Origin of the sequence: Nucisporomicrobium flavum (assembly GCF_016464385.1) — a bacterium.
GTDB lineage: Bacteria > Actinomycetota > Actinomycetes > Mycobacteriales > Micromonosporaceae > Actinoplanes > Actinoplanes flavus_A.
In genome coordinates this window covers 488,365-507,659 of sequence record NZ_JADMLH010000004.1, presented here as the reverse complement: position 1 = coordinate 507,659, position 19,295 = coordinate 488,365, and the positions used below count along the sequence as shown (strand labels likewise).

Annotated in this window: 17 protein-coding genes; 6 read left to right on the top strand and 11 right to left on the bottom strand. The window is 71.0% G+C overall.

All coding sequences use genetic code 11. The annotated features are described in order from the left end of the window. The first annotated feature begins 14 nt into the window (after window positions 1-14). Window positions 15-725: a nucleotidyltransferase domain-containing protein gene (locus tag IT780_RS13980; protein ID WP_199511905.1), complete on the top strand. Its 711-nt coding sequence runs from the start codon at window positions 15-17 to the stop codon at window positions 723-725. Here the strand turns inward: IT780_RS13980 and IT780_RS13975 are convergent. After that, window positions 722-1,417 (bottom strand): VIT1/CCC1 transporter family protein, encoded by a 696-nt coding sequence (locus IT780_RS13975; protein WP_199511904.1) that lies wholly within the window; start codon window positions 1,415-1,417, stop codon window positions 722-724. The genes IT780_RS13980 and IT780_RS13975 overlap by 4 nt on opposite strands. Beyond that, window positions 1,414-2,271, bottom strand: coding sequence for a type I methionyl aminopeptidase (map, locus tag IT780_RS13970; protein ID WP_199511903.1), 858 nt, complete (start codon window positions 2,269-2,271; stop codon window positions 1,414-1,416). The genes IT780_RS13975 and map overlap by 4 nt, the downstream gene beginning before the upstream one ends. Window positions 2,272-2,359: 88 nt before the next feature. On the opposite strand from map, the gene IT780_RS13965 reads away from it, so the two are divergent. Continuing rightward, window positions 2,360-2,677 (top strand): STAS domain-containing protein, encoded by a 318-nt coding sequence (locus IT780_RS13965; protein WP_307831173.1) that lies wholly within the window; start codon window positions 2,360-2,362, stop codon window positions 2,675-2,677. On the opposite strand, the gene IT780_RS13960 is transcribed toward IT780_RS13965, so the two are convergent. Then, window positions 2,664-6,302: a SpoIIE family protein phosphatase gene (locus tag IT780_RS13960; RefSeq protein ID WP_199511901.1), complete on the bottom strand. Its 3,639-nt coding sequence runs from the start codon at window positions 6,300-6,302 to the stop codon at window positions 2,664-2,666. The genes IT780_RS13965 and IT780_RS13960 overlap by 14 nt on opposite strands. Window positions 6,303-6,366: 64 nt before the next feature. Between IT780_RS13960 and IT780_RS13955 the strand changes: the two genes are divergently transcribed. Continuing rightward, complete coding sequence (locus tag IT780_RS13955) at window positions 6,367-6,933, top strand: HD domain-containing protein (protein WP_199511900.1); 567 nt, start codon at window positions 6,367-6,369, stop codon at window positions 6,931-6,933. A gap of 210 nt (window positions 6,934-7,143) precedes the next feature. On the opposite strand, the gene IT780_RS13950 is transcribed toward IT780_RS13955, so the two are convergent. The 6 genes from IT780_RS13950 to IT780_RS13925 all read right to left on the bottom strand — a co-directional run bounded on the left by IT780_RS13950 (window position 7,144) and on the right by IT780_RS13925 (window position 14,360). Next, entirely contained in the window at window positions 7,144-7,893 is a 750-nt protein-coding gene (locus IT780_RS13950) for a gamma-glutamyl-gamma-aminobutyrate hydrolase family protein (RefSeq protein WP_199511899.1), read from the bottom strand. Window positions 7,894-8,374: 481 nt separating this feature from the next. Continuing rightward, window positions 8,375-9,091 (bottom strand): gamma-glutamyl-gamma-aminobutyrate hydrolase family protein, encoded by a 717-nt coding sequence (locus IT780_RS13945; RefSeq protein WP_199511898.1) that lies wholly within the window; start codon window positions 9,089-9,091, stop codon window positions 8,375-8,377. Then, window positions 9,091-9,855, bottom strand: coding sequence for a 3-oxoacyl-ACP reductase (locus tag IT780_RS13940; protein WP_199511897.1), 765 nt, complete (start codon window positions 9,853-9,855; stop codon window positions 9,091-9,093). Before IT780_RS13940 ends, IT780_RS13945 begins: the two co-directional genes overlap by 1 nt. Window positions 9,856-9,866: 11 nt before the next feature. Next, complete coding sequence (locus tag IT780_RS13935) at window positions 9,867-11,228, bottom strand: aldehyde dehydrogenase family protein (protein ID WP_199511896.1); 1,362 nt, start codon at window positions 11,226-11,228, stop codon at window positions 9,867-9,869. Between the two features lie 183 nt (window positions 11,229-11,411). Continuing rightward, a complete protein-coding gene (locus IT780_RS13930; RefSeq protein ID WP_233412739.1) occupies window positions 11,412-12,758 on the bottom strand; it encodes a glutamine synthetase family protein in 1,347 nt (448 codons plus the stop codon). A gap of 72 nt (window positions 12,759-12,830) precedes the next feature. Beyond that, window positions 12,831-14,360 carry an amino acid permease gene (locus IT780_RS13925; protein ID WP_199511894.1) on the bottom strand — a complete coding sequence of 510 codons (1,530 nt, stop codon included), beginning with the start codon at window positions 14,358-14,360 and terminating at the stop codon, window positions 12,831-12,833. Between the two features lie 1,157 nt (window positions 14,361-15,517). On the opposite strand from IT780_RS13925, the gene IT780_RS13920 reads away from it, so the two are divergent. Beyond that, window positions 15,518-15,916: a helix-turn-helix domain-containing protein gene (locus IT780_RS13920; RefSeq protein WP_199511893.1), complete on the top strand. Its 399-nt coding sequence runs from the start codon at window positions 15,518-15,520 to the stop codon at window positions 15,914-15,916. Window positions 15,917-16,134: 218 nt separating this feature from the next. On the opposite strand, the gene IT780_RS13915 is transcribed toward IT780_RS13920, so the two are convergent. Next, window positions 16,135-16,977 (bottom strand): SDR family NAD(P)-dependent oxidoreductase, encoded by an 843-nt coding sequence (locus IT780_RS13915; RefSeq protein ID WP_199511974.1) that lies wholly within the window; start codon window positions 16,975-16,977, stop codon window positions 16,135-16,137. A 203-nt stretch (window positions 16,978-17,180) separates the two neighbouring features. Between IT780_RS13915 and IT780_RS13910 the strand changes: the two genes are divergently transcribed. Beyond that, window positions 17,181-17,810 (top strand): DUF998 domain-containing protein, encoded by a 630-nt coding sequence (locus IT780_RS13910; protein ID WP_199511892.1) that lies wholly within the window; start codon window positions 17,181-17,183, stop codon window positions 17,808-17,810. Between the two features lie 3 nt (window positions 17,811-17,813). Then, the gene (locus IT780_RS13905; protein ID WP_199511891.1) at window positions 17,814-18,338 is read left to right on the top strand and encodes an ArsR family transcriptional regulator; all 525 of its coding nucleotides are present in this window, start codon (window positions 17,814-17,816) and stop codon (window positions 18,336-18,338) included. Between the two features lie 372 nt (window positions 18,339-18,710). On the opposite strand, the gene IT780_RS13900 is transcribed toward IT780_RS13905, so the two are convergent. Then, the gene (locus IT780_RS13900; protein ID WP_199511890.1) at window positions 18,711-19,295 is read right to left on the bottom strand and encodes a TetR/AcrR family transcriptional regulator; all 585 of its coding nucleotides are present in this window, start codon (window positions 19,293-19,295) and stop codon (window positions 18,711-18,713) included.

Below are 19,295 nucleotides of genomic sequence, written 5' to 3'. Positions count from 1 at the left end.
CCCAGAATCAAGCGGTGTCGACGGATGAGATCGACCTGGGCAATCCGCGCTGGTATCTGGCCACGCGGCTGCGCGACATGGTGCAGCATCGGTGGTCCGCGGAGGTGCGGGCGATCGGCGTGCACGGTTCGATGGCACACGGCGACGACAGCGACCAGAGCGACATCAACCTGGTCGTGGTCACGTACCGTCAAGGTGCCGGTCCCCGGGCGGCGCTGCGCCGCGTCGATGGCATCCTCGTCGACCTCAGCGTCGTGACCGGCGACGACGGCCTGCGCCGGGCCCGCGAGCTGACCCCGCGATGGCCGCTGGAAGCGGACCGCTACCTGACCGTGCGTGACCTGTACGACCCCCGCGGCTGGTTCGGCCAGCAGCGCGACGGCCACCTGGCGAAGCTCGCCGAGACCCGGCCCGGGGAGTTCAGCGGGCTGGCCCGGCGCAACTGGTGCATCGCCTCCGCGGCGCACGCCCGCGCGGTACGCCTCGCCGAGTGGTACGAGACCGACGCCGCGCTGGTGCTGATGGCCGAGGCCCGCCTGCACGCCGCCATGGTGGCCGGGCTGCTCAGCCGCACATATTTCCGGAACCGAGCCGACGCGGTGAAGCGCACGGGCCTGGCGGGCGCGGACATGACCGAGCTGGGCGCGGTGCTCAAGAGCCAGGCGGAGGAGCTGACCGCGCGGGGCCGCCCGGTGGACGGCCCCCTCAACGCGCTCTTCGACTAGGAGACGCCGACGCCGATCAGCGAGCCGACCACGTACGTCGCGCCGGCCGCCGCCGCGCCGAGCACCAGCTGCCGCACCCCGCTGCGCCACCACGACTGACTGGTGAAGCGCGCGACGATCACCCCGGCCACGAAGAGGCCCGCGCCCCCGACCGCCAGGGCGAGCGCGAGGCTGTCGAACCCGAGCAGGTACGTCAGCAGCGGCACGATCGCGCCGATGGAGAAGCACACGAACGAGGACACCGCGGCCGTCCACGGGCTGGGCAGCTCGTCCGGGACCACGCCCAGCTCCTCCTGGGCGTGCACCCGCAACGCCTGCTCCGGATCGGCCTTCAGCACGTCGGCCACCTGGCGCGCCAGGTGCTGCGGCAGGCCCCGGGCGGTCCACATCTCGACCAGCTCGTCGGCCTCGCCCTCCGGGTTCTCCCGCAGCTCCCGTAGCTCCTTGTCGAGCTCGGCGGCGACCTGGTCGTTCTGCGTGCGGACGCTGGTGTACTCGCCGAGGCCCATCGAGATCGCGCCGGCGACCAGGCCCGCGACGCCCGTGAGGATCAGCGTGTGCCGGCCCACCCCGCCGCCGCCGACCCCGGCGATCAGGGCGATGTTGGTCACCAGGCCGTCCATCGCGCCGAACGTGGCCGCGCGCAGCCAGCCGCCCGAGACGTCGGCGTGGTGGTGCTCGACGGCGGTCACGGGAGGGTGAGGATCTCGTACCCGTCCTCCGTCACCACCAGCGTGTGCTCGAACTGCGCCGTCCACTTGCGGTCCTTCGTGACGACGGTCCAGCCGTCGCCCCACATCTCGTACTCGTGCGTCCCCAGGGTGATCATCGGCTCGATGGTGAACGTCATGCCCGGCTCCATCACGGTGTCGAGCCGGGGGTTGTCGTAGTGCGGGATGTACAGCCCGCTGTGGAAGGTCTCGCCGATGCCGTGGCCGGTGAAGTCACGCACCACGCCGTAGCCGAAGCGGCGCGCGTACGCCTCGATCACCCGCCCGATCGCGTTGATCGGCCGGCCGGGCGCCACCGCGCGGATGCCCCGCATCATCGCCTCGTGGGTGCGCTCGACGAGCAGCCGGGCCTCCTCGCTGACCTCGCCCACGCAGAACGTCGCGTCCGTGTCGCCGTGCACACCGTCGAGGTACGCCGTCACGTCCACGTTGACGATGTCGCCGTCCTCGAGCACGGTCGTGTCCGGGATGCCGTGGCAGATGACCTCGTTGAGCGACGTGCAGCACGACTTGGGGAAGCCCTTGTAGCCCAGCGTCGACGGGTACGCCCCGTGGTCGACGAGGAACTCGTGCACCACCCGGTCGATCTCGTCGGTGCTCACGCCGGGCTTGCAGTGCTCACCGGCGAGCTGGGTGGCCTGCGCGGCGATCCGACCGGCCACCCGCATCTTCTCGATCGTCTCCGGCGTCTGCACGTGCGACCCACGCCACTCTTTCGGGCGCTTCTTGCCGACGTACTCGGGGCGGGCGATCTGCGGGGGCACCGCCCGCGCGGGCGAGAGCTTCCCGGGGGTGAGCGGGGCACGAACCGTCATGGGTCCAGACTATCGCCGGGCCGGCCGGCGCCCGGCGCCGCGTGCATCGGTTGTTGCCGCCCCTGGGCCCCTGTGTAATCGTGTCTGCGTGGATCAAGACGGCGCGGAGAACATCTTCTCGGCCACCACGTCCGTGGCCGGAGATCGTGTCACCGTCGTGGTGGCCGGCGAGGTCGACATGTCGACGGCGGACCGGATGTTCCGGGCGGCGACCGGCGGCGGTGCCGCCGCGGTCACCCTCGACCTGCTCGGCGTCACCTTCTTCGACTCGGCCGCGATCCACGCGCTGATCCGGCTCGCCGAGCGCTACCCCGCGGCGCTGTCGGTCATCCCGTCCCCGCAGGTCCGCCGGGTCCTCGACATCTCCGGGCTGGGCAACCAGCCCTGGCTGGTCACGAGCGACTGAGAGCCCGGCGCAGGGTCACCGCGGTGCCCGCCTCGGACCGGGCCACCGACAGCTCCGAGAGGGCGCCGATCAGCGCCAGGCCGCGGCCGCGGAAGCCGGCGCCACCGGACGGACGCCAGCTGCCGGTGTCGCGCACGGTGGCGGTCACCGCCTCGCCGTCCAGCGACACCTCGACCGTCACCACCGGCTCCGCCGGGTCGATCGGGTGCTCGATGGCGTTCGCCGCCGCCTCCGACACCGCCACCAGCAGATCGAAGACGTCGTTCTCCGGTACGCCGTTGGCGGTGAGGAAGTCCTCCAGCCGCCGGCGCAGCACGCTCAGCCGGGTCGGGTCGGCCTGCAACCGCAGCACGAACTCGCGCGGGTCCGTGGCCTCCAGGGCCAGCAGGGCGATGTCGTCGCGGCGGGTGTGCCGGGCCGCCTTACCGAGCAGGTGGTCGAGCAGGTCCTCCACGTGGTCGGCCGGTTTCGCCAGGTCGGCGCGCAGCTCGGCGAGGCCGGCGTCGATGCCGACCCGCCGGTCCTCCACCAGGCCGTCGGTGTAGAGCAGCACGCGGTCGCCCGGCTCGAGCTTCGTGTGCAGCGTCGGATACTCCGAGTCGCTGAGCGCCCCCACGGGCGGCCCCAGCGCGTTCGTGTAGAGGAACTGTCCCTCCCGGCCGGGTGCGGCAACCACCGGCGACGGGTGGCCCGCCGCGGAGAAGCGCAGGTCACGGGTACGGGGGTCGAAGCGTACGCACACCACCGTCGCGAACTGGCGCCGGCCGAGGTTGTCCACCAGCCGGTTCAGCCGGGTCAGCGCCTCCCCGCAGTCGAACCCCTCGAGGATGTACGCCCGCAGCGCGTTCCGCAGCTGACCCATGCCCGCGGCGGCCTGCACCCCCTTGCCGACCACGTCGCCGATCACGAGGACGAGCTGGTCGTCGGGGGCGGTGATGACGTCGTACCAGTCGCCGCCGACCTCGGCCTCGCTGCTGCCCGGCAGGTAGCGGCTCGCCACGATGGCCCCCGGCACCCGCGGCAGCGACTGCGGCAGCAGGCTGTGCTGCAGCGTGCTGGCGATGCGGTGCTCCGCCTCGTAGAGCCGCGCGTTCTCCAGCCGCAGGCCGATCAGGCGGGCCAGCTGGGTCAGCAGCACCGGCTCGGCCGCCCCGTCGGGACCCGACCAGACCTTGAGCTCACCGAGCGGCGCGCCGGAAGTGTCGGGCAGCACCAGCACCGCGTCCGGCTCCGCCGAGGAGGGCGCCCCGCCGTCCACTTCGGCGCGGATGCCGGGCGCGGTCACGACCACCCGGCCGGCCGAGGTCATGCCGCGGACGTGCCGGGCGGCGACATCGAGCACCTCGGCCGTCGTCCGTACGGTGTTGACCGCAGCCGCCGCGTCGACCAGGCCCCGCAGCCGGCTGATGATCTGCCGCCGGAGCTGGCCCAGCTCCAGGTTCGCGCGCACCCGAGCGATCAGGTCACGCGCCGAGAACGGCTTGACCAGGTAGTCGTCGGCGCCCGCGGACAGGCCCTCCACCGAGGACTCCTCGCCGGCGCGGGCCGACAGCACGACGATCGGCACGTCGCGGGTGCGCTCGTCGGCGCGCAACGCCTTGATCAGCCCGAAGCCGTCCAGCCGCGGCATCATCACATCGGTCAGGACCAGGTCGAACGGATCCTCCCGGGCCCGGTCGAGGCCGTCGCGGCCGTCGACGGCCTTCGTGACATCGAAGTACGGCGTCAGCAGCCGCGCGACGTGATCCCGCAGGTCCGCGTTGTCGTCGACCAGCAGCACCCGCCCGCGCCGGGCGTCCTTGACCTCGCCGGGGCTCACCGGGGCGGCCGCCGGCTGCTCGGGCTCGCCGACCCACCAGTGCGCCTCCTCGACGTACAGCCGGGCCTGCTCGTCGGGCGACGCCGTCGTGCGCTCGTCGACGATGCGGTCGGCGGGCAGGTGCGCGGCGCCGAACGGGACGGTGACCGTGAACGTGCTGCCGACGCCGAGCTCGCTGCGCGCGGTGGTCGTACCGCCGTGCAGCTCGGCCAGCTCGCGGACCAGGGCCAGGCCGATGCCCGTACCCTCGTGGCTGCGTGACCAGGCACCGGTGACCCGGTGGAAGCGGTCGAAGAGAAGCTTCTGCTCGTCGGCGCTGACGCCGACGCCGGTGTCCTCTACCTCCAGCACCGCGGAGCCGTCCCGCTCGGCAAGGCGCACGGTGATGCCACCGGCGGCGGTGTACTTGACCGCGTTGGAGAGCAGGTTGAAGACGATCTTCTCCCACATCTCCCGGTCGACGAGCACGGGCTGGGTCAGCGGCGGACAGTCGACCACGAGGGCGAGCCCGGCCCGCTCCGCGGCCGAGCGGAAGGTGCTGGCCAGCCGCGCGGTGTAATCGGCGAGATCGGTCGGACGGTACGCCGCGCGCAGCCGCCCCGACTCCAGCCGCGAGAAGTCCAGCACGGTGTTGACCAACTTCAACAGGCGCAGCCCGTTGCGCTGCATCGGCATGAGCCGTTCCCGCTGGTCGGCGGTCAGGACGGGGTCGGAGAGCAGCTCCTCCAGCGGACCCAGGATCAACGTCAGCGGCGTCCGGAACTCGTGGCTGACGTTCGAGAAGAAGTTCGTCTTCGCCGCGTCCAGCGCCGCCAGCTGGGCGGCCCGCCTGCGTTCCTGCTCGTACGCCCGCAGGTTCGCCACCGCGCGCGAGATCTGCGACGTGACGAGATCCACGAAGTCCCGGTAGGCGTCGTCCAGCGCCAGATAGCGGCTGATGCCGATGACCAGCACGCCGACCCGGCTGGTGCCGGCACCCACCGGGAACACCATCGCCTGCTCGGCCGCGGACTCGGGCGGCTCCTCGGTGAGCAGCGCCACCGGCAGCTTCCCCGCCCGGTCGGCGCGCATCACCTCCTCCACCGTCCGCAGCACCGTGCCGTCCAGCGGCCGCAGGGCCTCGGCGGCAACGCCACAGGCCCCGGCAAGGGCCAGCTCGCCGCCGTCGGCGGGATCGTCCAGGTACAGCGCCGCGAACGGCACATCGCCCGGGTTCTCGCCGAGGACCTGCGCGGCCTGCCGGCCCAGCGACGCCTGATCGGGCGAGTCCGCCAGCCGCGACCCGAGCCGGCTCAGCGTGCGTACCCGCCGGTCGGCCAGCACCCGCCGGGTCGTGTCGCCGACGATGCAGAACACGCCGGTCACCGTGCCGTCGCTGCTCCGGATGGGGTCGTACGAGATGTCGAAGTACGTCTCCTCGAGGAAGCCGTACCGTTCGAGCATGAACGGGTGATCGCCGGCGTAGTAGGACTCGTCGCCGGCGGCCACCCCGTCGAACAACTCCTGCAGCAGCCACCAGATCTCGGCCCACATCTCCCGCCCGGGCCGCGCGAGATGGCTCGGATGCTTGCTGCCCATCGTGGTGATGTAGGCGTCGTTGTAGAGCGCGCAGTAGTCGGGGCCCCAGAAGATGACGATCTGAGCCTTGGAGGCGAGCATCGTCGCCACGGCGTGCACCAGCTCCGCCGGCCACTGCGCCGGCTCGCCGAGCGGGGTCGCGGACCAGTCCAGGGAGAGCATCCGCCCGCCCATTTCGCCGCCACGCTCGAACGCCGTCCGCAGCCGTTCCGGCAGGGCGCCGCCCATGCATCCTCCCGGACGTGTCCGTTCCAACGAGACCTGCACGGTAACCGTAGCTACCCTTGCGCGCGTGGCAACCCCGGGTCTCGAGCAGGCCCTCACCCGACCGGGCCTGCGTCCCCTGCCGCCCACGGCCGCGGAGCTCCTCCACGACCTGAACGCCCCGCCCCGCCTCGGCGCCCACCTCCGAGCGGTCCACGACGTCGCCTGGTCCATCACGGACCGCCTCGGCCGGCGCACCCCTGACCTGCCGTTCGACACGACGGCGGTGCTGTTCGGCGCGGCCACCCACGACATCGGCAAGGTGCAGCACCCCGAAGAACTGACCGGCCCCGGCCACCGCCACGAAGCGGCGGGCCGAGACCTCCTGATCCGGTACGGCGTGCCGAGTCACCTGGCCCGGTTCGCGGCGACGCACGGGTCGTGGGAGGCGGCGGAGGTGGGGCTGGAGGATCTGCTGGTCAGCCTCGCGGACAAGATCTGGAAAGGGGCGCGGGTGGAGTCGCTGGAGGCCCGGGTGGCAGAGCATCTGGGCGGGGCGCCGTGGGAGGCGTTCCTGGCGCTGGACGACCTTGTTCAGGATCTGGCCGGTGGGGCTGAGGAGCGGCTCGCTTTCCAGGCGGCTTTCCCGGTGTGAACCGGGGCGTCGTTTCGCGGGGCGCTCGCTTTCCACGCGCCTCCGCCTTTCCGGCGTCCCCCGCCTTTCCGGCGCCCCCGCCTTTCCCGCGCCCCCGCCTTTCCCGCGCCCCCGCCTTTCCCGCGCCCCCGCCTTTCCGGCGTCCCCCACCTGTCTCGCGCGGAGCGCGGTTTTGGGCGCCGAAGCCCGCGCGGGGGGCTCAGGTTGGGGTCAGGCGGCGAGGGCCGATGTGCCGAGGCCCGCGCGGCGCGCGGCCGCCTGCGCCAGCGCGGCGAAGACCCGCAGGTCACCCGTGCGCTCGGGATGCCACTGCACGCCCAGCGCGAACTCCCGGTCCCGAGCCTCGAGGATCTCGACGACCCGGTCGTCGGGGCACCAGCCGCTGATCGTGAACGTCCCCGGGTCGTCGACCGCCTGGTGGTGGAACGAGTTGACCGTGATCCGCCCGCCGAGCAGGGCCATCGCCCGCGACCCACGCTGCAGTTCGACGTCGTGCCGCCCGAACGCCGACGCGTCCGCCGCGAGCGGGTCGGTGCCGGCGGCGGCCCGATGCCGGTCGTGGCCGATCACATCGGGCAGGTGCTGGTGCAGCGAACCCCCGGTGGCCACGGCCATCACCTGCATGCCCCGGCACACACCGAGCACGGGTACGTCGGCCTCCAGCGCCGCCCGCATCAGCATCAGCTCCGCGGCGTCCCGCCCGGAATCGGCTTCGGTGGCCGGATGCCGCTCGGCGCCCCAGTGCGACGGGTCGATGTCCCCGCCGCCGGCGAACACGATGCCGTCCAGCGATTCCAGCACGTCGGTGCCCGGATCATCGGGGGTGATCAGGACTGCGCGGCCACCGGTGGCGTGCACCGCCTTGACGTACGACATGGGCAGCATCCCGGCCATGACGTCGTTGCCGTTGTACGTGACGTGCTCGGCGTACGAGGTCAGTCCGATCAAAGGCCTGCGCATGCGGCGATCCTCCTCGGGTCTCCAGATCTTCGCTATCGGCCGGCGGGTACGGCGCCTGAGCGGGATTCCCGGCGAATGTGGCAGTCCAGGGCTCAGAAACCGGCCCGCCCCGGCACACCGGCGGGCGGCGGTCATCAACAGGTACGAGGCCGACGGCATTGCCGGCACGATGATGTCTATGACCCGGCTCCGGCCCACTAATCATGCTGAGCAGCCCCGGAGCGAGCCGTCCGACCCGAAGCCTCGTCAACCGACGCCATCGTCGGCGAACCTGCATCGCGGGTTCGGTCGGGTTTCCACCATTATCGCCGCTTCTCGATGCCGGCGATCAAGCCCGTCACTCCAACGAGGGCCCGGGTGGTCCTCCCCACGGTAGCCGCCCGCCGCCGCCCCAGCCCGTTCCGCCGCTGCCCAGGACCGCCGCTGCCGAAGACCGTCCGACCCCGCGAGCCCGCCCGCGAACTCCCTGCCGCACGCCTCCTCAGTGCTGCGACCCGGACCGCCGGCTCCCGTACTCCCTCGCCGCCGCGACGAGTGCCCCGAACAGCCGCTTGTCCCGCACCACCTCCGGATGCCACTGCACCCCGAGCACGAAGGTCCTCGACGGCTCCTCCACCGCCTCGACCAGCCCGTCCTCCGTACGCCCGGTCACCGTGAGCGACCCGGCATCCGCTACGCCCTGGTGGTGGTAGCACTGAACGCGGCGGTCCTCGCCCATGAGCGCGGCGATCCGGCTGCCCGTGGTGAACACGACCTCCTGGTGCCCGTACACGGCGGGCGCCGGGCGGTGTCCCTCGTGGCCGAGCACGTCGGGGATGTGCTGGTGCAGCGTGCCGCCGGCGGCGACGGTGAGCAGCTGCATGCCGCGGCACACGCCCAGCACCGGCATGTCACGGCCGAGCGCCGCCCGGGCGAGCAGCAGTTCCGCCGCATCGCGCTCGGGACGAGTGACCGTCAGCGGCTGGGGGCTCTGCCCGTACAGCTCGGGTTCGAGGTCGGCACCGCCGCTGAGCAGCAGGCCATCGAGCACGCCGAGCACGTCGGCGTCGAGGTCGTCCGGGGGCAGGAGCACGGCCCGGCCTCCCGCGGCGGTCACCGCGGCGACGTAGTCCTGCGGGATCAGCGCGGTGGGCAGGTCGTGCCAGACCCCCCAAGTGGCCGGTTCCACATAGGTGGTGATGCCGATGACCGGACGCATCACAGCGGGGTGACGTACGCGCCGGTGATGCCGCCGTCCACCACGAACTGGGCGGCGGTCATGAACGAGGCGTCGTCGCTGGCGAGGAACGCGACGGCCGCCGCTATCTCCTCCGGCTCGGCGAACCGTCCCATCGGCACGTGCACGAGCCGCCGCGCCGCCCGCTCGGGGTCCTTGGCGAACAAGTCCATGAGCAGCGGCGTAGCGACCGGGCCGGGGCACAGCGCGTTGATCCGGATGCCCTCCCGTGCGAACTGCACGCCGAGCTCGCGGGTCATCGCCAGCACCCCGCCCTTGCTCGCCGTGTACGCGATCTGCGACGTGGCCGCCCCGAGCAGCGCGACGAACGAGGCGGTGTTGATGATCGAGCCCTTGCCCTGGCGCTGCATGTGCGGGATCGCGTACTTGCAGCAGAAGAAGACGCTCGTAGTGTTGACCTTGAGCACCCGTTCCCAGGCCTCGATGCCGGTGACCAGGATGGAGTCGTCGTCCGGCGGCGAGATGCCGGCGTTGTTGAACGCGATGTCCACCCGCCCGTGCCGTTCCACCACCCCGTCGAACAGCGCGCGCACCGACTCCTCGTCGCTGACGTCGCACGCCACGAACTCGCCGCCCACCTCGTCGGCGACCGCCTTACCGGCATCCGCCGAGATGTCGACGCAGATCACCTTGGCACCCTCGGCGGCGAACCGCCGCGCGGTGGCCAGCCCGATGCCGCTGCCCGCGCCGGTGATAACGGCGATCCGATCCTGCAAACGCTCCACTGCCGACCCTCTCAGCTGTCCGTCGAGATGAACACGTTCTTGACGTCGGTGAAGCTCAGCAGCGCGTCGGGACCCAGCTCGCGGCCGAGCCCGGACTGCTTCATCCCACCGAACGGCGTCCAGTAGCGCACCGAGGAGTGCGAGTTGACGCTCAGGTTGCCGCTCTGCACGCCCCTCGACACCCGCAGCGCCCGCCCGAGGTCGCGCGTCCAGATCGAGCCGGACAGGCCGTACTCGGTGTCGTTGGCCAGCTCGATCGCCTCGGCCTCGTCGTGGAACGGCATGACCGACAGCACCGGCCCGAACACCTCTTCGCGCCAGTGCCGGTCGCTGGAGGAGCGCGCGAGCAGCACTGTCGGCGGGAACCACCAGCCGTCGCCGCCGGGCGCCTCCCCGGTGAAGGCCACCTCGGCGTCGCCGGTGTAGGACGCGACCTTGTCCCGGTGCGCGGCCGAGATCAGCGGCCCCATCTCCGCGGTGTCGAGCGCCGGGTCCTGCACCCGGAACGCCTTCACGGCGGGCTCCAGCAGCGACAGGAACCGCTCGTACACGGACTCCTGCACCAGCAGCCGCGACCGCGCGCAGCAGTCCTGGCCGGCGTTGTCGAAGACCCCGCCCGGCGCCGTCGCCGCGGCCCGCTCCAGGTCCGCGTCGGCGAACACGATGTTGGCGCTCTTGCCGCCCAGCTCGAGCGTCACCCGTTTCACCTGGTCGGCACAGCCCGCCATGATCGATTTCCCGACCGGCGTCGACCCCGTGAAGCAGACCTTGCGTACGGCGGGATGCTCGACGAACCGTTGTCCCACGACGCTGCCCTTGCCGGGGATGACGGTGAACACTCCCTCGGGCAGCCCGGCTTCCAGGGCGAGCTCCCCCAGCCGGATCGCGGTGAGCGGCGTCACCTCGGCCGGCTTGAGCACCACGGTGTTGCCGGCGGCCAGTGCGGGTGCGAAGCCCCATCCGGCGATCGGCATCGGGAAGTTCCACGGCACGATGATCCCGACGACCCCGAGCGGCTCGTGGAACGTCACATCGATGCCGCCCGGCACGGGGATCTGCCGCCCGGACAACCGCTCGGGCGCCCCCGCGTAGTAGTCGAGCACGTCCCGGACGTTGCCGGCCTCCCAGCGGGCATTCCCGATGGTGTGCCCGGAGTTGCGCACCTCGAGCGCGGCCAGCTCCTCGATGTGGTCGTCCACCACGGCAGCGAAACGCCGCAGCAGCCGCGCCCGGTCCCCGGGCGCCACTTCCCGCCACGACATGAAGGCCCGCTGCGCGCGTTCGATCGCGGCGTCGGTCTCGGTAACCCCGTTCGCCGGTACGGCGGTGAACACCGCCCCGGTCGCAGGATTGATCACATCAGAGCTGTCCACGCCCCACCTCCTCGCGCATCATCACACGACGGCGGCATCCCGCCGCCCCGCCCCGGCGAACATCACCGCAGGTCCCAGCGCCGACGCGACGCCGCAGCCCCAGCCCCAGCCCCAGCCCCAGCCCCAGCCCCAGCGTCAGCCGCCGGCCGGCCGCGCCCGGACCGACCCCGGCATCGCGACCCGTCACATCCGCTCGAAGCCCCGCCGCAACTCCCAGTCGGTCACCGCGGCGTCGAACGCCGCCAGCTCCACGCGCGCCATGTTCGCGTAATGCGCCACCACGTCGTCGCCGAACGCGGCGGCCGCCACCGGCCCCCGTTCCCACAGGTCCATCGCATCCCGCAATGTCGTGGGCACCCGGGGCGCGCTGCTGTCGTCGTACGCGTTGCCCTTGAACTCGTCCTCGAGGCTCAGCTCGTTCTCGATGCCGTGCAGCGCGCCCGCGACGAGCGCCGCGATGGCCAGGTACGGGTTGACGTCGCCGCCGGGCACCCTGTTCTCCACGCGCATGCCCTGGCCGTGCCCGGCTATCCGCAGCGAGCAGGTCCGGTTGTCGACGCCCCAGCGCAACGCCGTCGGGGCGAACGAGCCGGGCTGGTAGCGCTTGTACGAGTTGATGTTCGGCGCGAACAGCAGGCTGAACTCACGCATGGTGGCGAGCAGCCCGGCGAGCACCTGCTGGCCGATCACCGAGAGGTGCGCCGGCCCGTCGCCCAGCATCGCGGACCGGCCGTCCTCCCCGCGCAAGGAGAAGTGGATGTGACAGGAGTTGCCCTCCCGCTCGTTGGGCTTGGCCATGAACGTCAGCGCCATGCCCTCCTGCGCGGCGATCTCCTTGGCGCCGTTCTTGTAGATGACGTGGTGGTCGGCGGCGGTCAGCGCGTCGGCGTACCGGAAGGCGATCTCGTGCTGACCCAGGTTGCACTCGCCCTTGGCGCTCTCGGGAACCAGGCCCGCGCCGGCCATCTCGTTGCGGATGCGGCGCAGCAGTGGCTCCACGCGTGCTGTCCCGAGCAGCGAATAATCCACGTTGTACTGATTGGCCGGGATCAGATCCCGGTAGTTCTTCGCGTACGCCTGCTCGTAGGTGTCCTTGTAGAGCACGAACTCGAGCTCCGTCCCGGCGAAGGCGGTGAGCCCGTGCTCGGCCAGGCGGTCGAGCTGGCGGCGCAGGATCTGCCGCGGCGAGGCGTAGACCGCCTCGCCGTCGGTGGTCTCGAGGTCGGCGAGGACCATCGCGGTGCCGGGCAGCCACGGCACGTGCCGCAGCGTGGTGAAGTCGGGCCGCATGACGAAGTCGCCGTAGCCGCTGTCCCACGAGCTCATCGCGTACCCGTCGACGGTGTTCATGTCGACGTCCACCGCGAGCAGATAGTTGCAGCCCTCGCTGCCGCCCCGGACGACCTCGTCCACGAAGTAGCGGCCATGCAGACGTTTGCCCTGCAGGCGGCCCTGCATGTCGGTGAGCGCGAGCAGGACGGTGTCGATGGTGCCGTTGTCGACCGCGACGTCGAGGTCCTCGAGGTTCATGGGTGATGTCCTATCGCAGGGGACCGACATTTTCTTCGGGGCCGGGCGGGTGCCCGGCCCCTGTGAGCACGATCACTCAGGCGGTGCGGGCATGGTCTGCTCCCCGTGGGCGGCCTTTTCCAGGAGGTTCTGGCGCGGTCCGGTGAACCATTTCCGGGCGCTGGCGAACCACCACACGGTGGCCGCACCGACCACGACCACCACGGCGACGATCGTGTAGTTGAAGGTCGACGCGGTGATGGGACTCGCGGTCGGCAGAACGAACAGCACGCAGATGACGACGACCCACACGATCGCGATCCAGCCGATCGGGGCACTCCAGCGGCCGAGATTCCACGGTCCCGGCTGGAAATCGTGACTGAGCCGGCGCAACAGCACCGGGCCGACGTACGCGATGTAGAGGCCGATGACCGCAATGGACGTCGCCGCGAGATAGGCCGTGGTGTTCCACAGCGACGGCAGCACCAGAATCGTGCTGATCGTGACGCAGAGCCAGATCGAGTTCGTCGGCGTACCCGTGCGAGGGTTGACCTGCTTCCACAGCCGCGACCCGGGCAACGCGCCGTCGCGAGCGAACGCGTACGCCATCCGGGAATTGGCGGTGACCGATGCCATGCCACAGAACCACTGCGCCACCATGCAGATGAACAGCAGGAACGTGCCGAGGTCGTGCCCGACCGCGTCGATGAAGATCTGCGCGGGAGGCAGCCCGAGATCGGTCGTACGCTCCGCCTCGTAGTCCTGGATCGCCCACGTGATGGCGACCAGCAGCACGAAGCCGGCGATCACGGAAACCACCACGGACATCACGATTCCTCGCGGCGCTGCGCGCGCCGCATCGTGTGTCTCTTCCGCTACGTGCGCCGAGGCGTCATATCCGGTGTACGTGTACTGCGCCATCAACAATCCGATGAGTACGGCGTAAGCACCCGCCCCGGCGAACGTGAAGCCCGTCTCGTTGCGTACCTCGAAGAAGACCTCGGAAATCGGCTTGTGACTGTCGGGAATGACGGCGAGCAGAACGACGATGACGGCGACGCCGATGAGATGCCACCATGCGCTGACGTCGGAGAGGAGCCGGACCAGGCTGACGCCGAACGTGTTCAGCAGGCCGTGCACCACGATGATGACGAGGAAAATCAGGAACGTACGCCCGGCCGTGACTTCCATGTCGAACGTGAGGCTGAGAAAGGCGGACGTGGTGATCGCCGCACCGAAATCGATCGCGGCGGTGACGGCCACCTCACCGAGGAAGTTGAACCAGCCCACGAACCAGGCCCAGGCGGCCTTGTTCCGTTTCGCGAGCGCGGCGGCCCACCAGTAGAGGGCGCCGGCGGTCGGGTACGCCGAACAGACCTCCGCCATCGCCAGGGCCACGAAGGTGACCATGACACCGACGAAGAGCCACCCGACGGTGATGGCGAGCGGCCCACCGGCGGTCATGGCGATGCCGTACGACGTGATCGCGCCGGCGAGGATCGAGATGATGGAGAAGGAGACCGCGAAGTTCGAGAAGCCGGACAGTCGGCGGTGCAGTTCCTGCTGGTAGCCGAGCTGAGCGAGTCGTTCTTCGTCGGTGCTGGGTACAGGGTCGGCACTCATGAAGGCTCCCTAGACCGAGGGGCGGCTGTGACCTGGGCCACCGCCGTTCGGTGATGATCTCCCCCTGGTGTTACGCACGTCAATGAGCCGTGTTAATTGCGTTGCCGCACGCCGTCCGCCGCCCGCACACTCGTACCCATGACAGGGCACCGGAAAGCGCGGCGCGGCACAGCCCGCCGCCGATCAGGCAAGTCCCTGCCGGTGTTCTGACGCTACCGGCGCAACCGGGCGAACCACCCGGATCGGCGCACGAGCAAGCGCGCGAGCCCTCGGCAGGCATCGCGAACACCGGGGAGCACCACACCGGCTCCCATCCCGCGGCGGCGCGGGGCGCGGTCACCTCTCTCTCGACACGGCGGACAGCCGTGCCATGCGCCCGCCCCGCACCGCCGCACCTACCTCGTACGGCGGCCCGACCCGGTACGACGCACTCTCGTCGAGCGCCGCACTCGCCGCCCGATCGTCACCACGGCGCACCCCGCGCACGGTCCTCATCACCGCACACCGGGCGCCAGGCCCCATCACCGCGCACCCCGCGCCCGGCCGTCGTCTCGGCGCAATCCGCACCCGACCTCGTGGCCTCGCACCCGGCGCCCGGTCCTTCGCCGCATCCCGCGCGATACCGTGCCCGCCGCTGTCGCGACCGCCGGACTGCCGCGCCCTCCGTCGCTGCGACTTTCCTGGTTGCTGCAGCTACGAGCCGCCCGCAGCCTGGGCCGCCCGCTCCTGTAGCGACCGGATCTCGCCTGCCTGAGACGCCTCGCCACCCTCGCCCTACCGGGCCGCGGCGGAGCGCCCCGGCACCTACTCGGCGAAGGCCGATTCCCTACTCAACACGCCAGAAAATCTACAGCGGCGAGTCTAGAAATTGACAGTGAACGGGCCTAGGATCGTGGTTGTCGGCACGCACAGCCGACAACGCAACTGGCACAGACGCTGAGTTGGTTAAGGAGGACGAGATACCGCAGCAACGCGAAATCGCCACGTCCCCGACCCGACGAGAGGTGATCGCAGCCGATGCCCAACACTCAGGCCGTCCGCTAGCGGCACGCAGGCGGTAAGGCCTTGCCGACGACGGTCGGCGCAGAATTGAACAGCCAAGGCCCCGGTAACCCGCCGGGGCCTTGGATTGTCTGCAGGACTCCCCGGAAGGCACCATGAGCACCCCGTTCGACGATGCCGACTACCCGGCGTACTCGATGGGCAGGGCCGCCGCCATGATCGGCGTGACACCTGCCTTCCTGCGAAGCCTCGGCACGGCCGGCCTCATCGAGCCGGAACGTTCCGGGGGCGGCCACCGCCGCTACTCGCGCCACCAACTGCTCCTGGCGGAACGCGTGAGGCAACTCCTGAACGACGGCATGCCGCTCGCCGCGGCCTGCCGGATCGTGAAGCTGGAGGACCGCCTGGAGGTCGCCCACCGCCGCATCATCGACCTGGGCGGCACCCTCACCCCCGACGACGACGCGGACATCCCGACCCAGACACGCCCCGACATCGCAACCACCAACTACTACCCCTCCCCGACCACCGAGCGCTCGCCTTCGTCGCCGTGACCCACGCCGAGGGTGGCCAGCCATAGTCACCCTGGCGGGACGCCGCACCGACATGACATGGGCGACCACCGGGCCGGCGCCAGCTGCCCCGCGAGCAGCACCACCTCCGTCACCGTGCCCCATGCCGGCGATGGCCCGACATGGTCACCCTTCCGTCGGCGCCTCACCGACAGGACATGACGAGCGCCGAACCGGCGTCGGCCACCCAGCGAGCGGCGTTACCTGCCCGGCTGTCCGCTCTCGACGAGACCGACCGCCGCCAGACTCGAATCCCACAGCGCCTGAGCGCGCCGGGCGTCCGTGGACCGTGCGGTCGCCCCGAACGGCCGCTGCCACGCGAAGTACCCGCCCGGCACCAGACCAGCCGGATCTTTCGCCAGCCACACCAGGGTCTCGGCACCCTCCTCCGCACTGCGGAACACCAGCGGCAACGTGCCGGCCAGCGAAAAGACGGGACTTCGCCGCCCGAAGCCGCTGCGGATCAACCCGGGGAAGAAGCAGGTCGGCACGATCCCGTACGGCGCCCACCGCCGCGCCGCCTCGATCGTGAACAACAGGTTGGCCTGCTTGCTGGCCCCGTACGCGAGCCACCGGCTGAGCTGACGCCGGCCAGGACGCGCGACGTCGAGCGTGCCCCACACCTCGGCCGCGGACCCGGTCGTGACGACCCGAGCCGGCGTCCCCTCGGTCGCCGCTGCTCGCAACGGCTCCAGGAGCAGATGCGTGAGCAGGAATCCGGCGAGGTGGTTCGTCTGCATGGTCGGGTCGAAGCCGTCGACGGTCGGCCGGCGCACCGACGTGAGCTGCCCGGCATTGTTGACGAGGACGTGAATCCGCCCGTATTCCTCGGCCAGGCGCACGCCGACATCACGGACCTCGCCAAGCACGGCGAAGTCCGCCCGGTACGCCGCCGGGGTCCGGCCGCCGGCCTCGCGGACCACGTCGACGGCCCGCGCAAGCCGTTCGGGGTTGCGTCCGAGCAGCACAACCTCGTCTCCGCCCCGGGCCAGCGCGGCAGCCGCCGCCAAGCCGATACCCGAACTGCCTCCGGTGATCACCACGGTCCGCGCCACCCAACCATTCGATCACCATCCCGGCGCTAGCGTGGAACGCATGCTCGCGATCATGAGGCCCACCACCCCCGGGCAGCACCTGCTCCCGCACGCCCATGGGTGACCACCCCCGCACCCGCGTCGAAGGAGTGACGCCGGCATCTGCGCCGACCCGACCAGCCGGGGCCGACCGCGGCGCCGAGCCCGACCGCATGGACCCCACCGGCACCGACGCGGGCCGCGCCCTGAGCGCCGCCGCCGTTCTCGCGGTCGTCGTAGGCGCCCTGATCATGCTCGTCGCCCTGGTGACCGCGCCGGGCTCGTGGCTGCAGGGATATGTGAGCGAGGCCGGCACCTCCGCTTCGCCGCTGGCGACCGCGTACAGGTGGGGATTGGTTCTTCTTGCAGCCGGCGTGGCACTGCTCGGACTAGCCCTGCGCCCCGCTTCCCGCCTGCTGTTGGCGCTGCTGGGCAGCGCGGGAGTGCTCGCCGCGACCTCCGGCGTCGTGCCCTGCACCGACCAATGCCCCCTGCCACCCTTCGAGCGCACCACGGTCAGCGATGTCGTGCACACCGCAGCAAGCATCGTCGGGATGGCCGTACTGGCCGGCGCCATGCTCACTGTCGCTCTCACCCCCCTCTTCACGCGTGTCATGCGACGGCTCGCTCTCATCGCGACCGTCCTCACCGTCCCGCTGGGCGGCGCGCTGGGCCTGACCATGCTCTTCGTGGGCAGAGGCCTGACCGGCGCCATCCTCGAGCGGATCTTGCTGATCGTCGCGGTGAGCTGGCTCTCCGGGACGGCCCTCTTGACGTTATTACGTTCTTCCGTAAAAGTGTAGGGCATGACGCCGACCGAACCGAATCCCCTCGAGCGCCGCGTCTCCGACCTCGAGCGACGCTTCGCGGATCTCATCAGCAAGATCACCGACGAGAAGCCGCCAGCTACGAAGCACCACACCGATATGTACTGGGCGCTGGAAGGCCTCCGGGAACGGGTCGGCGAGGACAATTCGGGCGCGGTGCTCTACACGGGCACCGTCGACCTGCCGACCGGTGAGCACTACGACTGGCAGCTGGGCACAACCGTCGACGACCTCTTCGATGCCGACTGGTCGGAGTGGGCGGGCACGCTGGGTGCGCTCGGCCATCCCGCCCGGCTCCTGCTGCTGCGCCGGGTGCTTCAGGGCACGCGTACGGCCGCAGAGCTCGCCGCCGACGACGGGCTGGGCACGACCGGGCAGGTGTACCACCACCTCAAGCAGCTCGTCAGCGCGGGATGGCTGCGCTCCTCCGCCCGCGGGCATTACGCGGTTCCGGGCGAACGGGTCGTGCCCCTGCTCGTCGTGCTGTCGGGCGCCAACCGATGAAGCACTTCAGACGCCTCGGGGATGCCGGTCGGGTGACCGCCGCCGAGCAGGCTTCCGGGCGGCGTCGAGGGACCGGCTGAGGCGAGGGCCGCAGGGGTGGACCCGCGCCAGCCGTCCGGATCGGCGCGCGCCGGTCGCGCTGGTCGGCGCGCCGGTCGCGCGGATCGGCGCGCGCCGCACGGTGCTGGTCAGTTCGTCATCCGCCGCACGGTGCTGGTCAGTCCGTCATCCGCCGCACGGTGCTGGTCAGTTCGTCATCCGCCGCACGGTGCTGGTCAGTCCGTCGTCCGCCGCACGCTTTCCAGTCACCAACGCTGGCGGCGCGTCTTCACCTGGACCTTCTTCGTCGGCCGGTTCCGCACCGGCACGGCGTCAAGCCACCCTGCGAACGATCGCCAGCAGCGACTGCTCCACGTCCTCGATAGCTCGGTCCGGCTGGAACACCAGCCAGTCCACCGCCACGACCAGACCGACACCGAAGAGCGCCGACGACGCCACTCGCACGTCCAGCTCGGCGGGCAGGTCACCGGAGTCCACGCCGGCCTGCACCGTCTCCGCGATCACGCCGATCGCCTGTTCGCGGAGAAGCACCAGGGTCTGCTGCCACTCGCGGTTCGTCCGCCACATCTCGGAGAGGAGGAGTTGTGCGAAGGCTCGGTAGCGCCGGATGTATTCCAGTTGCGCCCGTACGAGGGCCCCGACGGCTTCCCGCGGTGGCAGGCCGGCGACGGCGGCACGGAACTCGTCGGTCAACAGACCGATACCGTGGCGCAGCAGCTCCTCGAACAGCGCCGTCTTCGACGCGAAGTTGTAGTACACCGTGCCCTTGGCAACCTTCGCGCGCAGGGCGATGTCGTCGACCGTCGTGGCGGAGAAACCCTGCTCGGCGATCAGTTCCACCGCTGCCTCGTACAGGCGCTGGCGGGTGTCCTCGCGTCTGCGGGTCCGTCCGTCCAC

Bases quoted from the DNA above. Each gene is read 5' to 3' on its own strand.
- map (WP_199511903.1), bottom strand. From the start codon at position 2,271: ATGACGGTTCGTGCCCCGCTCACCCCCGGGAAGCTCTCGCCCGCGCGG.
- IT780_RS13960 (WP_199511901.1), bottom strand. From the start codon at position 6,302: ATGGGCGGCGCCCTGCCGGAACGGCTGCGGACGGCGTTCGAGCGTGGC.
- IT780_RS13945 (WP_199511898.1), bottom strand. From the start codon at position 9,091: ATGCGTCCGGTCATCGGCATCACCACCTATGTGGAACCGGCCACTTGG.
- IT780_RS13930 (WP_233412739.1), bottom strand. From the start codon at position 12,758: ATGAACCTCGAGGACCTCGACGTCGCGGTCGACAACGGCACCATCGAC.
- IT780_RS13905 (WP_199511891.1), top strand. From the start codon at position 17,814: ATGACGCCGACCGAACCGAATCCCCTCGAGCGCCGCGTCTCCGACCTC.
- IT780_RS13925 (WP_199511894.1), bottom strand. From the start codon at position 14,360: ATGAGTGCCGACCCTGTACCCAGCACCGACGAAGAACGACTCGCTCAG.
- IT780_RS13920 (WP_199511893.1), top strand. From the start codon at position 15,518: ATGAGCACCCCGTTCGACGATGCCGACTACCCGGCGTACTCGATGGGC.
- IT780_RS13950 (WP_199511899.1), bottom strand. From the start codon at position 7,893: ATGCGCAGGCCTTTGATCGGACTGACCTCGTACGCCGAGCACGTCACG.
- IT780_RS13910 (WP_199511892.1), top strand. From the start codon at position 17,181: ATGGACCCCACCGGCACCGACGCGGGCCGCGCCCTGAGCGCCGCCGCC.